General features: G+C 54.1%; 13 protein-coding genes and 1 pseudogene. All 14 read left to right on the top strand.

The features are described from left to right. Window position 1 precedes the first annotated feature (1 nt). The gene (wzb, locus tag AC3G3F_RS23195; protein ID WP_023246959.1) at window positions 2-451 is read left to right on the top strand and encodes a low molecular weight protein-tyrosine-phosphatase Wzb; all 450 of its coding nucleotides are present in this window, start codon (window positions 2-4) and stop codon (window positions 449-451) included. Beyond that, entirely contained in the window at window positions 448-2,607 is a 2,160-nt protein-coding gene (gene wzc, locus AC3G3F_RS23190) for a tyrosine-protein kinase Wzc (RefSeq protein ID WP_136058201.1), read from the top strand. Before wzb ends, wzc begins: the two co-directional genes overlap by 4 nt. A gap of 86 nt (window positions 2,608-2,693) precedes the next feature. Beyond that, window positions 2,694-3,536: a colanic acid biosynthesis glycosyltransferase WcaA gene (wcaA, locus tag AC3G3F_RS23185; RefSeq protein ID WP_023246961.1), complete on the top strand. Its 843-nt coding sequence runs from the start codon at window positions 2,694-2,696 to the stop codon at window positions 3,534-3,536. A 2-nt stretch (window positions 3,537-3,538) separates the two neighbouring features. Continuing rightward, complete coding sequence (wcaB, locus tag AC3G3F_RS23180) at window positions 3,539-4,027, top strand: colanic acid biosynthesis acetyltransferase WcaB (protein WP_023246962.1); 489 nt, start codon at window positions 3,539-3,541, stop codon at window positions 4,025-4,027. Continuing rightward, window positions 4,024-5,241, top strand: coding sequence for a colanic acid biosynthesis glycosyltransferase WcaC (gene wcaC, locus AC3G3F_RS23175; protein WP_079813464.1), 1,218 nt, complete (start codon window positions 4,024-4,026; stop codon window positions 5,239-5,241). The genes wcaB and wcaC overlap by 4 nt, the downstream gene beginning before the upstream one ends. After that, a complete protein-coding gene (wcaD, locus tag AC3G3F_RS23170; RefSeq protein WP_053510404.1) occupies window positions 5,216-6,430 on the top strand; it encodes a colanic acid polymerase WcaD in 1,215 nt (404 codons plus the stop codon). The genes wcaC and wcaD overlap by 26 nt, the downstream gene beginning before the upstream one ends. Window positions 6,431-6,442: 12 nt before the next feature. Further along, window positions 6,443-7,189, top strand: a complete 747-nt coding sequence (gene wcaE, locus AC3G3F_RS23165) for a colanic acid biosynthesis glycosyltransferase WcaE (RefSeq protein WP_023246965.1) — start codon at window positions 6,443-6,445, stop codon at window positions 7,187-7,189. A gap of 15 nt (window positions 7,190-7,204) precedes the next feature. Then, complete coding sequence (gene wcaF, locus AC3G3F_RS23160; protein ID WP_079813463.1) at window positions 7,205-7,759, top strand: colanic acid biosynthesis acetyltransferase WcaF; 555 nt, start codon at window positions 7,205-7,207, stop codon at window positions 7,757-7,759. 23 nt (window positions 7,760-7,782) lie between these two features. Continuing rightward, the gene (gene gmd / locus AC3G3F_RS23155; RefSeq protein ID WP_085385551.1) at window positions 7,783-8,904 is read left to right on the top strand and encodes a GDP-mannose 4,6-dehydratase; all 1,122 of its coding nucleotides are present in this window, start codon (window positions 7,783-7,785) and stop codon (window positions 8,902-8,904) included. Between the two features lie 2 nt (window positions 8,905-8,906). Continuing rightward, complete coding sequence (fcl, locus tag AC3G3F_RS23150; RefSeq protein ID WP_079796799.1) at window positions 8,907-9,872, top strand: GDP-L-fucose synthase; 966 nt, start codon at window positions 8,907-8,909, stop codon at window positions 9,870-9,872. A gap of 2 nt (window positions 9,873-9,874) precedes the next feature. Beyond that, window positions 9,875-10,348 carry a GDP-mannose mannosyl hydrolase gene (locus AC3G3F_RS23145; RefSeq protein ID WP_488395846.1) on the top strand — a complete coding sequence of 158 codons (474 nt, stop codon included), beginning with the start codon at window positions 9,875-9,877 and terminating at the stop codon, window positions 10,346-10,348. Beyond that, window positions 10,345-11,568 (top strand): colanic acid biosynthesis fucosyltransferase WcaI, encoded by a 1,224-nt coding sequence (wcaI, locus tag AC3G3F_RS23140; protein WP_488395845.1) that lies wholly within the window; start codon window positions 10,345-10,347, stop codon window positions 11,566-11,568. The genes AC3G3F_RS23145 and wcaI overlap by 4 nt, the downstream gene beginning before the upstream one ends. After that, window positions 11,565-13,007: a mannose-1-phosphate guanyltransferase gene (gene cpsB / locus AC3G3F_RS23135; protein WP_072158769.1), complete on the top strand. Its 1,443-nt coding sequence runs from the start codon at window positions 11,565-11,567 to the stop codon at window positions 13,005-13,007. Before wcaI ends, cpsB begins: the two co-directional genes overlap by 4 nt. Window positions 13,008-13,117: 110 nt before the next feature. Further along, window positions 13,118-13,465 (top strand): annotated as a pseudogene (gene cpsG, locus AC3G3F_RS23130) (colanic acid biosynthesis phosphomannomutase CpsG); the annotation flags it as partial.

The raw sequence follows: 13,465 nt of genomic DNA, 5'->3' as shown, positions 1-13,465 counted from the left end.
TATGTTTAACAAAATTTTAGTGGTCTGTGTGGGGAACGTTTGCCGTTCCCCGACGGCTGAACGTTTGCTAAAGCGCTTTCATCCCTCGCTGACGGTTGCATCCGCCGGGTTAGGCGCGCTGGTCGGCAAAGGAGCCGATCCTGCGGCGGCGAGCGTGGCGAGCGCCCACGATCTGTCTTTGGAAAAACACTGCGCAAGGCAAATTTCCGCGCGTCTGTGCCGGGAATATGACCTGATTCTGACGATGGAGAAACGTCACATCGCCGCCCTGTGCGACATTGCGCCGGAAATGCGCGGCAAGGTAATGCTGTTTGGTCACTGGGACAGCGAGCGTGAAATACCGGACCCGTATCGCAAAAGCCGCGATGCGTTTGAGGCGGTGTACACATTACTGGAAAGGTCTGCCCGCCAGTGGGCGCAGGTACTGAATGCAGAGCAGGGAAAACCATGACAGAAAAAGTAAAACAATCTGCGGCGGCAACGGGTAGCGATGAAATCGATATCGGGCGTCTGGTCGGAACGGTGGTTGAAGCGCGTTGGTGGGTATTGGGAACGACGGCCATATTTGCGCTGTGCGCGATGACTTATACGCTCTTCGCCACGCCCATTTATAGCGCCGATGCGCTGGTGCAGATTGAACAAAACACCGGTAATTCGTTGGTACAGGATATCAACAGCGCATTAGCGAATAAGCCGCCGGCTTCCGATGCGGAAATTCAGTTAATCCGATCGCGTCTGGTGTTGGGAAAGACGGTTGACGATCTGGATCTGGATATTGCCGTAGCCAAGAACACCTTTCCGCTGTTCGGCGCCGGGTGGGAACGGCTGATGGGGCGTCAGAATGAAATGGTGAAAGTCACAACATTCACCCGGCCAGAGACGATGAGCGGACAGATTTTCACCCTTAAGGTGCTGGGCGACAAACGTTATCAGTTGGTCAGCGACGGCGGATTTAGCGCGCAGAGCGTTGTGGGCCAGACTCTCAATAAAGACGGTGTGACGATGCGGGTAGAGGCGATTGACGCCCGACCTGATACGGAATTTACGGTGAGTAAATTCTCAACGCTCGGCATGATTAATAATCTGCAAAATAACCTCACCGTGACGGAAACCGGCAAAGACACCGGGGTTCTGAGTTTGACGTTCACGGGAGAGGATCGCGACCAAATTCGTGAAATTCTCAACAGTATTACCCGTAACTATCTGCAACAGGATATTGCGCGGAAATCTGAAGAGGCGGGGAAGAGCCTGGCGTTTCTGGCAAAACAGTTGCCGGAAGTCCGCAGCCGTCTGGATGTGGCGGAAAACAAGCTAAACGCTTTCCGCCAGGATAAAGACTCGGTGGATTTGCCGCTGGAAGCGAAGGCGGTGCTCGATTCGATGGTTAATATCGACGCCCAGTTGAATGAGTTGACGTTTAAAGAGGCGGAAATTTCCAAGCTCTTTACCAAAGCGCATCCGGCTTACCGCACCCTGCTGGAAAAACGTAAAGCGCTGGAAGATGAAAAAGCCAAACTGAACGGGCGGGTGACGGCGATGCCGAAAACCCAGCAGGAGATTGTGCGTTTGACCCGCGATGTGGAGTCTGGCCAGCAGGTCTATATGCAACTGCTTAATAAACAGCAGGAGCTGAAAATCACCGAAGCCAGCACCGTTGGCGACGTGCGCATCGTTGACCCGGCGATTACCCAGCCGGGTGTGCTGAAGCCGAAAAAGGCGTTGATTATTCTCGGCAGCATTATTCTGGGATTAATGTTATCGATTGTCGGCGTGCTGCTGCGCTCGCTGTTTAATCGTGGTATCGAAAGCCCGCAGGCGCTGGAGGAGCATGGGATCAGCGTCTATGCCAGTATTCCGCTGTCGGAATGGCAAAAAGCGCGCGATAGCGTCAAAACCATTAAAGGGATTAAGCGTTACAAGCAGAGCCAACTGCTGGCGGTGGGCAATCCGACCGATCTGGCGATTGAGGCGATTCGCAGCCTGCGCACCAGCCTGCATTTCGCCATGATGCAGGCGCAAAATAATGTACTCATGCTCACAGGCGTCAGCCCCTCTATCGGTAAAACCTTTGTTTGCGCCAACCTGGCGGCAGTCATCAGCCAGACGCATAAACGGGTATTACTGATCGACTGCGATATGCGCAAGGGCTACACCCATGAACTGCTCGGCACCAATAACGTGGACGGCTTATCTGACATTCTGGCGGGCAAAGGCGAGATAGCCTCCTGCGCGAAACCCACGGCGATCGCTAATTTTGATCTTATTCCGCGCGGCCAGGTACCGCCTAATCCATCGGAATTGCTGATGAGCGAGCGCTTCGGCGAGCTGATCGCCTGGGCAAGCAGCCACTACGACCTGGTATTAATCGACACGCCGCCGATTCTGGCTGTGACGGACGCCGCGATTGTGGGTCGTCACGTCGGGACGACGCTGATGGTGGCGCGTTATGCCGTCAACACCTTAAAAGAGGTGGAAACCAGTCTGAGCCGTTTTGAACAGAATGGCATTCAGGTTAAAGGCGTGATCCTCAACTCCATTTTCCGCCGGGCGACGGGCTACCAGGATTATGGCTATTACGAGTATGAATACCAGTCAGATTCCAAATAAAAAATAAGGCGTGCCGGATGGCGCGGCCTGCGACTGTAGGCCGGATAAGCACAGCGCCATGCGGCAAAACTATCTGGGGAACAAGCATGACAACAGACAATCCGCTGATCTCAATTTATATGCCAACCTGGAACAGGCAGCAGTTGGCTATCCGGGCGATTAAATCAGTACTACGTCAGGACTACCGCCACTGGGAGATGATCATCGTGGATGATTGCTCTTCGTCTTATCAGCAGCTACAACAATTTGTTGAGGAGCTGAACGACTCGCGCGTCCGTTATACCCATAACGCCAGGAATACCGGCGCCTGCGCGGTACGCAACCAGGCCATTATGCAGGCGCAAGGCCACTACATTACCGGTATTGATGATGACGATGAATGGACGCCAAACCGTCTGAGCGTGTTTCTGGCCCATAAGCATCAGTTGACTACGCACGCCTTTTTGTATGCCAACGACTATGTGTGCGAGGGCGAGGTCTACTCTCAGCCTGCCAGTCTGCCGCTGTATCCGAAATCCCCTTATTCACGCCGCTTGTTCTACAAGCGCAATATTATTGGTAATCAGGTTTTTACCTGGGCCTGGCGTTTCAAAGCGTGTTTGTTCGATACCGAACTCAAGGCGGCGCAGGATTACGACATTTTTCTGCGCATGGTGGTGGAGTATGGCGAACCGTGGAAAGTCGAAGAGGCGACGCAAATTTTACATATCAACCACGGCGAGATGCAGATTACCTCTTCGCCGAAAAAATTCTCCGGCTATTTCCATTTTTATCGTAAGCACAAAGATAAATTCGATCGCGCCAGCAAAAAATACCAGCTTTTTACGCTGTATCAAATTCGCAATAAGCGAATGACCTGGCGCACGTTGCTGACGTTGCTCTCCGTGCGTAATAGCAAACGTCTGGCGGCCGGGCTGCGGGGGCGATAACGATGCTGGAAGACTTACGCGCGAATAGCTGGAGCTTACGACCCTGTTGCATGGTGCTGGCCTATCGTATCGCTCATTTTTGTTCCGTCTGGCGCAAAAAGAATGTGCTGAATAATCTGTGGGCCGCGCCGGTGCTGGTGCTGTATCGCGTGATCACGGAGTGCCTGTTCGGGTATGAAATCCAGGCCGCGGCGACCATTGGTCGGCGGTTCACTATCCATCATGGTTACGCGGTAGTGATCAACAAACATGTCGTCGCAGGCGACGATTTTACCATTCGCCACGGCGTCACCATCGGCAATCGCGGCGCGGACAGTCTGGCTTGTCCGGTAATTGGCCACAGCGTCGAGCTGGGGGCGAATGTCATCCTGCTTGGCGATATTACTATCGGTAATCACGTCACGATTGGCGCTGGCAGCGTGGTGCTTGACAGTATTCCGGACCATGCGCTGGTGGTGGGAGAAAAAGCACGGGTGAAGGTCAATACATGAATATTCTGCAATTTAATGTACGGCTGGCGGAAGGCGGCGCAGCGGGAGTAGCGTTGGATCTTCATCTGCGGGCGTTGCAAAAAGGACTGACGTCGCATTTTGTCTATGGTTATGGCAAAGGCGGAAAAAAAAGCGTCAGTCACCACCGCTATCCGCAGGTGATAAAACAGACGCCGCGCGGCACGGCAATCGCTAATATTGCGTTGTTTCGTTTCGTGAATCGCGACTTGTTTGGCAATCTCGATAATCTTTACCGCACGGTTATCCAGACATCCGGCCCGCTGGTGCTGCATTTTCATGTTCTCCACAGTTACTGGCTAAACCTGGCGGACATCGTGACGTTTTGCGAAAAAGTCAAAATGCAAAAAACGGACGTCACGCTGGTCTGGACGCTGCACGATCACTGGAGCGTCACCGGGCGTTGCGCCTTCACCGACGGTTGCGAGGGCTGGAAAAGCGGCTGCCAAAAATGCCCGACCCTAAGCAATTATCCGCCGGTCAAGGTGGATCGGGCGCACCAGCTTGTTGACGGAAAACGTCAGCGCTTTCGTGACATGCTGCGGCTGGACTGCCGGTTTATTTCGCCGAGCCAGCACGTGGCCGAGGCCTTTAACAGCGTTTATGGCGCGGGGCGCTGCCGGATTATTAACAACGGTATCGATCTGGCGACCGAGGCGATTCTCGCGGAACTCTCGCCTGCGCCGCAGATCGCGGACAAACCGCGGATCGCCATTGTGGCACATGACTTACGTTACGACGGTAAAACCGACCAGCGTCTGGTACACGACATGATGGCGCTGGGCGAAAAAATTGAACTGCACACCTTCGGTAAATTTTCGCCTTTTACCGGAAAGAACGTCGTTAATCACGGTTTTGAAACCGATAAGCGTAAATTAATGAGTGCGCTCAATGAGATGGATGCGCTGGTCTTTAGCTCGCGGGTCGATAACTATCCGCTGATCTTGTGTGAAGCACTCTCGATCGGCGTACCGGTGATCGCTACCCACAGCGAGGCGGCGCAGGAGGTGCTGGCGAAATCCGGCGGTCAAACCTTTGCCGCTACAGATGTACTACGCCTGGCGCAGCGGCGTAAGCCGGAGATTGCTCAGGCGGTATTTGGCGCAACGCTGGACGCCTTTCGCGTGCGTAGCCGTGCCGCGTACAGCGGTCAACAGATGCTGGAGGAATATGTCTCGTTCTATCAGAATCTGTAGCTACCTGCTGCTGCCGCTAATCTACTTACTGGTCAACGTCAAAATCGCCCAACTGGGGGAAAGCTTTCCCATTACCATCGTCACTTTTTTACCGCTGTTGCTGCTGTTATTTGTGGAACGCATCAGCGTAAAAAAATTGATGATCGCCTTAGGCATCGGCGCGGGGCTTACGGCATTTAACTTCCTGTTCGGCCAGTCGCTGAATGCCGGTAAATATGTCACGTCCACAATGCTGTTTGTCTATATTGTGATCATTATCGGGATGGTCTGGAGTATTCGCTTCAAAACCATTTCCGCGCATAACCACCGAAAGGTTTTGCGTTTTTTTTATCTGGTAGTGGGTGTCGTAGTAACGCTCGCCGCGGTTGAGATGGCGCAAATTATCCTCACCGGCGGCAGCAGTATTATGGAAGGAATTTCGAAATATCTTATTTACAGTAATAGCTATGTACTGAACTTCATAAAATTTGGCGGTAAGCGTACTACTGCACTTTATTTTGAACCGGCATTTTTTGCTTTGGCACTAATCTCAATTTGGCTGAGCATCAAACAGTTTGGTATCAAAACACCGAAAAGCGATGCTATGATTCTGGCAGGAATAATATTATCAGGATCATTTTCAGGGGTCATGACTTTTATCCTGTTTTACCTTCTGGAGTGGGCGTTCCAATATTTGAATAAGGATGCGATAAAGAAAAAACTTCCACTGGCGCTGGTCTCATTAACCCTGTTTTTGGTTGGGGTAATTATTGCATTTCCTTATATTGCGACACGACTTGGTGATTTAGGGACGGAAGGCTCATCTTCTTATTATCGTATTGTGGGACCATTAGTCATGGTCGGATATTCCTTGACCCATATTGATGGTGTAGTCAGATTTGGCTCACTTTATGAATATGTTGCATCATTCGGAATCTTTAACGGTGCGGATGTCGGGAAAACCATAGACAATGGATTGTATCTGCTGATTATTTATTTTTCCTGGTTCGCAGTGCTGATGACGCTGTGGTATATGGGGAAAGTTTTAAAAATGGCGCTAAATGCGTTTGGCGATAATCGCAATTTTCGGGTGCAGCTCTATCTTTTTATGCCGGTGTCGCTGTTTTTTACCGGTTCAATATTTAGCCCGGAATATGCTTTTTTAATCGTCTGTCCGTTCATTTTGCGCAAGGCGTTAAAAATTTCATAACGGGGTGGTTGTATGTTTTTAAGCGTCGTTACCGTCGCCTTTCGCAATTACGAAGGGGTGGTAAAAACCTGGCGCTCGCTGCGCAATCTGGCGCGCGATCCGGGTCTGTCATTTGAATGGATCGTAGTGGATGGCGGTTCGGAGGACGGCACGCGCGAATTTCTGCAAAAACGTCACGGTGAGTTTAACCTGCGTTTTGTCAGTGAAAAAGATCGCGGTATTTATGATGCTATGAACAAAGGCATAGCGCTGGCGCAGGGGCGCTATACCCTGTTTCTTAATTCCGGTGATACGTTTCATGATGATGTTGCGCTGTTTGTCCGCCAACTGGTGCGGCAAACGGGCGAGGCGATGTATATTGGCGACGCGCTGCTGGATTTTGGCGGCGGACATAAAATACGCCGGAAGGCTAAACCCGGGTGTTATATCTACCATAGTTTGCCAGCCAGCCATCAGGCGATATTTTTCCCGACGGCAGGGTTAAAAAAGCATCCCTATGATCTGCAATATAATGTCTCTTCAGATTATGCGCTGGCGGCCCGTCTCTATAAAACAGGTTATCCTTTCCGGCGAATTAATGGACTGGTGTCTGAATTTTCGATGGGCGGCGTGTCAACCTCGAATAATCTGGAATTATGTCAGGATGCAAAAAACGTACAGCGAAAAATATTACGTGTGCCAGGCTTTTGGGCGCAATTATCCTATTTATTACGTCTGAAAACGACGGGTAAAACAAAAGCGCGGTATAACAAAGTCTAATCACCAGGAGTTATTATGCAGGATCTTAGCGGCTTTACGGTGCCGAAGGGGTTCCGCGGCGCTAATGCGCTAAAAGTACAATTATGGTGGGTGGTACAGGCGACATTATTCGCAGGGTCGCCGCAAATATTATATCGCTGGCGAGCCTTTTTACTGCGTCTGTTTGGCGCCAAAATCGGAAAAAAAGTGGTTATTCGACCGTCAGTAAAAATTACCTATCCGTGGAAATTAACCGTCGGCGATTATGCCTGGGTAGGCGACGACGCTGTGTTATATACGTTGGGTGAAATTAATATTGGCGCGCATGCGGTCATTTCACAAAAAGGTTATTTGTGTACCGGTAGCCATGATTATACCAGCGCCCATTTCGATATTAACGCCGCGCCGATTGTTATTGGCGAAAAATGTTGGCTGGCGACCGATGTTTTTGTCGCGCCCGGCGTGACGATAGGTTATGGCACCGTCGTCGGCGCGCGTAGCAGCGTATTTAAATCATTACCGGCAAATGCGATTTGTCGGGGCAATCCCGCAGTGGTAACGCGCCAGCGCGTTCAGAAAGTTACTCCCTAACGGGACTATTTGAGGAAATGAAAATGTCAAAAGTCGCACTCATTACTGGCGTAACCGGACAGGATGGGTCTTACCTGGCAGAATTTCTGCTGGAAAAAGGCTATGAGGTGCATGGTATCAAGCGCCGCGCGTCATCGTTTAATACCGAGCGCGTGGACCATATTTATCAGGACCCGCACAGCAGCAACCCGAAATTTCATCTGCATTATGGCGACCTGACCGACGCCTCCAACCTGACCCGCATTTTACAGGAAGTGCAGCCGGATGAGGTTTACAACCTGGGCGCGATGAGCCACGTGGCGGTGTCGTTTGAGTCGCCGGAATATACCGCCGATGTGGATGCGATGGGCACGCTGCGCCTGCTGGAGGCGATCCGCTTCCTCGGTCTTGAAAAGAAAACGCGTTTCTATCAGGCTTCCACCTCTGAACTGTACGGCCTGGTGCAGGAGATCCCGCAGAAAGAGACCACGCCGTTCTACCCGCGTTCCCCCTATGCGGTGGCGAAACTGTACGCCTACTGGATCACTGTCAACTACCGTGAATCCTACGGTATTTACGCCTGTAACGGCATTCTGTTTAACCACGAATCTCCGCGTCGCGGCGAAACCTTCGTCACCCGTAAGATCACCCGCGCCATCGCCAATATCGCCCAGGGACTGGAGTCCTGTCTGTATCTCGGCAACATGGACTCGCTGCGCGACTGGGGCCATGCGAAAGATTACGTGCGGATGCAGTGGATGATGTTACAGCAGGAGCAGCCGGAAGATTTCGTGATTGCCACCGGCGTGCAGTATTCCGTACGCCAGTTTGTGGAGCTGGCGGCAGCGCAACTGGGGATAAAACTGCGCTTTGAAGGCGAAGGCATTGATGAGAAAGGGATCGTGGTATCCGTGTCCGGACACGATGCGCCGGGCGTGAAACCGGGCGATGTGATTGTGGCCGTTGATCCGCGCTATTTCCGTCCGGCGGAAGTGGAAACCCTGCTGGGCGACCCGTCTAAAGCGCATGAGAAACTGGGCTGGAAACCGGAAATCACCCTGTCGGAGATGGTCTCCGAGATGGTGGCGAACGATCTGGAGGCCGCGAAAAAACACTCACTGCTGAAATCTCACGGTTACGAAATTGCTATTGCTCAGGAATATTGAAAATGATGAAACAACGTATTTTTGTGGCGGGCCATCGTGGGATGGTAGGGGCCGCCATCGTTAGACAACTGGTGCATCGAGATAATGTTGAACTGGTGCTGCGTACCCGTAATGAGCTTAACCTGCTGGACGCAAGTGCGGTGCGTCAGTTCTTCTCTACTGAACGTATTGATCAGGTGTACCTGGCGGCAGCAAAAGTGGGCGGGATTGTGGCAAATAACACTTATCCTGCCGATTTTATTTACGAAAATATGATGATTGAGAGCAATGTAATTCATGCAGCACATTGCAATAACGTGAACAAGCTGCTGTTCCTCGGTTCTTCCTGCATTTATCCCCAGTTGGCAACGCAACCGATGGCGGAGAGTGAGCTGCTGCAAGGGGTGCTTGAACCCACTAACGAGCCGTATGCGATCGCCAAAATTGCCGGTATCAAGTTGTGTGAATCGTGTAATCGCCAGTACGGTCGCGACTACCGTTCGGTGATGCCGACCAACCTGTACGGCCCGCATGACAATTTCCATCCGGACAATTCACATGTGATCCCGGCGCTGCTGCGTCGCTTTCATGAGGCCGCGCAGAGCCACGCGCCGGAAGTGGTGGTGTGGGGCAGCGGAACGCCGATGCGCGAATTTCTGCACGTTGATGATATGGCGGCGGCCAGCATTCACGTGATGGAGCTGGCGCGCGAAGTGTGGCAGGAGAACACCGACCCGATGCTGTCACACATTAACGTCGGCACCGGTGTGGACTGCACTATCCGCGAGCTGGCGCAGACCATCGCGAAGGTGGTGGGTTACAAAGGCCGGGTGGTGTTCGACGCCGCGAAGCCGGACGGCACGCCGCGTAAATTGCTCGACGTCACGCGCCTGCACCAGCTTGGCTGGTATCACGAAATTTCACTGGAGGCAGGGCTTGCCGGTACTTACCAGTGGTTCCTTGATAATCAGCAGCGGTTCCGGGGGTGACAATGTTTTTACGCAAGGAAGATTTCGCCGCAGTGGTGCGTACCACGCCCCTTATTGCCCTCGATTTCATCGTGGAAAACGACCAGGGGGAAATCCTGCTGGGCCAGCGTCTCAACCGTCCGGCGCAGGGCTACTGGTTTGTGCCGGGGGGACGGGTGTGCAAAGACGAAACGCTGGAGGCTGCCTTCGAACGCCTGACGCAGGCGGAACTGGGCGTGCGTCTGCCGCTGGCGGCAGGGACGTTTTATGGCGTGTGGCAACACTTCTATGACGACAACTTTTCCGGAGAGGATTTTTCAACTCACTACATCGTGCTCGGCTTTCGTCTGCGCATGGCGGAGAGCGATTTACACCTGCCTGACGCCCAGCATGGCGGTTACCGCTGGCTGACGCCGGAACAGCTTCTGGCAGGCGATAATGTTCATGAGAACAGTCGAGCCTACTTCTTTCCTGACGCGCCGGCGGTGGGACTGTGAAGATCCTGGTCTATGGCATTAACTATTCGCCGGAACTGACCGGTACCGGCAAATATACCGGCGAAATGGTGGCGTGGATGGCGCGGGAAGGCCATGAAGTGCGGGTAATCACTGCGCCGCCGTACTACCCGCAGTGGAAGGTTGGCGAGCGCTATTCCGCCTGGCGCTATTGCCGGGAAGAGGGCGAGGCTACCGTCTGGCGCTGCCCGCTGTATGTGCCGAAACAGCCCTCCACCTTAAAACGGCTGCTTCATCTGGGGAGCTTTGCATTGAGCAGTTTTTTCCCGCTGATGGCGCAGCGTCGCTGGAAGCCGGATCGGATTATCGGCGTTGTACCGACGCTCTTTTGTACGCCGGGAATGCGCCTGCTGGCGACACTCTCCGGCGCGCGTACCGTACTGCATATTCAGGATTACGAAGTGGACGCCATGCTCGGCTTAGGGATGGCGGGAAAAGGCAAGCGCGGCAGCGTAGCGCGGTTAGCGGCGGCCTTTGAACGCAGCGCGCTGCGTAACGTTGATAACGTCTCGACCATCTCTCGCTCCATGATGAATAAAGCTCGGGAAAAGGGCGTCGCGGCGGAAAAAATCCTCTTTTTCCCGAACTGGTCGGAAGTGGCGCGCTTTCAGGACGTTAATGACGCTGACGTGACGGCTTTGCGTCAGCAGCTTGGTTTGCCAGAGGGCAACAAAATCGTGCTCTATTCCGGCAATATCGGCGAAAAGCAAGGACTGGAAAAGGTGATTGACGCCGCAGAGCGATTACGCGATCGACCACTGATTTTTGCGATTGTCGGCCAGGGGGGCGGCAAGGCGCGGCTGGAGAACATGGCCCGCGAACGCGGCCTGGCAAATATTAAATTCCTCCCGCTTCAGCCTTACGACGCCTTGCCCGCGTTGCTGAAAATGGGCGATTGTCATCTGGTGGTGCAAAAGCGCGGCGCGGCGGACGCGGTACTGCCCTCCAAGCTGACGAACATTCTGGCGGTCGGCGGCAACGCGGTGATTACCGCTGAGCCGCACACCGAATTAGGACAACTTTGCGCGCGCTATCCGGGCATCGCCGTTTGCGTGGAACCGGAATCGGCCGACGCGCTGGTCGACGGGATTAGCCAGGTGCTCGCCATGCCGAAAAACAACACGACGGCACGTGAATACGCCGAACGCACGCTCAATAAAGAGAATGTACTAAGCCAATTTATTGCAGATATTCGGGGATGATAATGCGTCAGACAAAACTTTACCCGGTTGTGATGGCCGGAGGCTCCGGTAGCCGGTTGTGGCCGCTCTCTCGCGTGCTTTACCCAAAACAGTTTCTGTGCCTGAAAGGCGATCTCACCATGCTGCAAACCACCATTTGCCGTCTGAACGGCGTGGAGTGCGAAAGCCCGGTGGTTATCTGCAACGAACAGCACCGTTTTATCGTCGCCGAACAGCTCCGCCAGCTCAATAAGCTGACGGAGAACATTATTCTTGAGCCCGCCGGGCGCAATACCGCGCCGGCGATTGCGCTGGCGGCGCTGGCGGCGACGCGCCAGCATACGGACTGCGATCCGCTGATGCTGGTACTGGCGGCGGATCATGCGATCGCCAATGAAGGGGCCTTCCGCGACGCGGTGCGCAGCGCCATGCCCTATGCCGACGCGGGCAAACTGGTAACCTTCGGTATCGTGCCGGATCTGCCGGAAACCGGCTATGGCTATATCCGGCGCGGCGATGTCGTGCCGGGCGCGACGGATGCGGTGGCTTTTGAGGTGGCGCAGTTCGTTGAGAAGCCGGGGCTGGAAACCGCCCAGGCCTACGTCGCCAGCGGCGATTACTACTGGAACAGCGGCATGTTTCTGTTCCGCGCCGGACGCTATCTGGAAGAGCTGAAAAAGTTCCGCCCCGATATTCTGGCCGCCTGTGAACAGGCGATGCGCGGCGTCGATCCGGATCTTGACTTCATTCGCGTGGATGAAGAGGCCTTCCTCGCCTGTCCGCAAGAGTCCATTGACTATGCTGTGATGGAGCGGACGGCGGACGCGGTGGTGATGCCGATGGACGCGGGCTGGAGCGATGTCGGCTCGTGGTCCTCGCTATGGGAAATCAGCGCCCACACCCCGGAGGGAAACGTCCATCACGGCGACGTCATCAGCCATAAAACGGAAAATAGCTACGTTTACGCCGAATCCGGCCTGGTGACCACCGTCGGCGTGAAGGATCTGGTGGTGGTGCAGACCAAAGACGCGGTGCTGATTGCCGATCGCCACGCGGTGCAGGACGTAAAAAAGGTGGTGGAGAAGATCAAGGCCGACGGACGCCATGAGCACCACATGCACCGCGAGGTTTACCGTCCGTGGGGCAAATACGACTCCATCGACGCGGGCGAGCGCTATCAGGTGAAGCGTATTACCGTCAAGCCGGGGGAAGGACTGTCGGTGCAGATGCACCATCACCGCGCCGAGCACTGGGTGGTGGTGGCGGGTACCGCCAGAGTCACCATCAACGGCGAGGTTAAGCTGCTCGGTGAAAACGAGTCCATCTATATTCCGCTGGGGGCGACCCACTGCCTGGAAAATCCGGGAAAAATACCGCTCGATTTAATTGAAGTGCGTTCTGGTTCGTATCTCGAAGAGGACGACGTGGTGCGGTTCGAGGACCGTTACGGGCGGGTCTGACGCCTTAAATTATGCCCGGTAAGCGCAACGCGCCGTCCGGCAATGAACAACAATAACGATTTTGGCCATTTACGGCCAGGGCTAACTGTTGCCTGAAGAAGGGTAAGAACATGACAAAATTAACCTGTTTCAAGGCCTACGACATTCGCGGCAGGCTGGGCGAAGAGCTCAATGAAGATATCGTGTGGCGGATTGGCCGCGCCTACGGCGAATATTTAAAACCGAAAACCATCGTGCTGGGCGGCGACGTGCGTCTGACCAGCGAATCCCTGAAGCTGGCGCTGGCGAAAGGGTTACAGGATGCGGGCGTCGACGTGCTGGATATCGGGATGTCCGGGACCGAAGAGATTTACTTCGCCACGTTCCACCTTGGCGTGGACGGCGGTATTGAAGTGACCGCCAGCCATAACCCGATGGACTACAACGGCATGAAGCTGGTGCGCGAGGGCGCGCGCCCG

Source organism: Salmonella sp. FC25216, from assembly GCF_057751355.1.
This window is presented reverse-complemented; position numbering and strand designations above follow the sequence as displayed.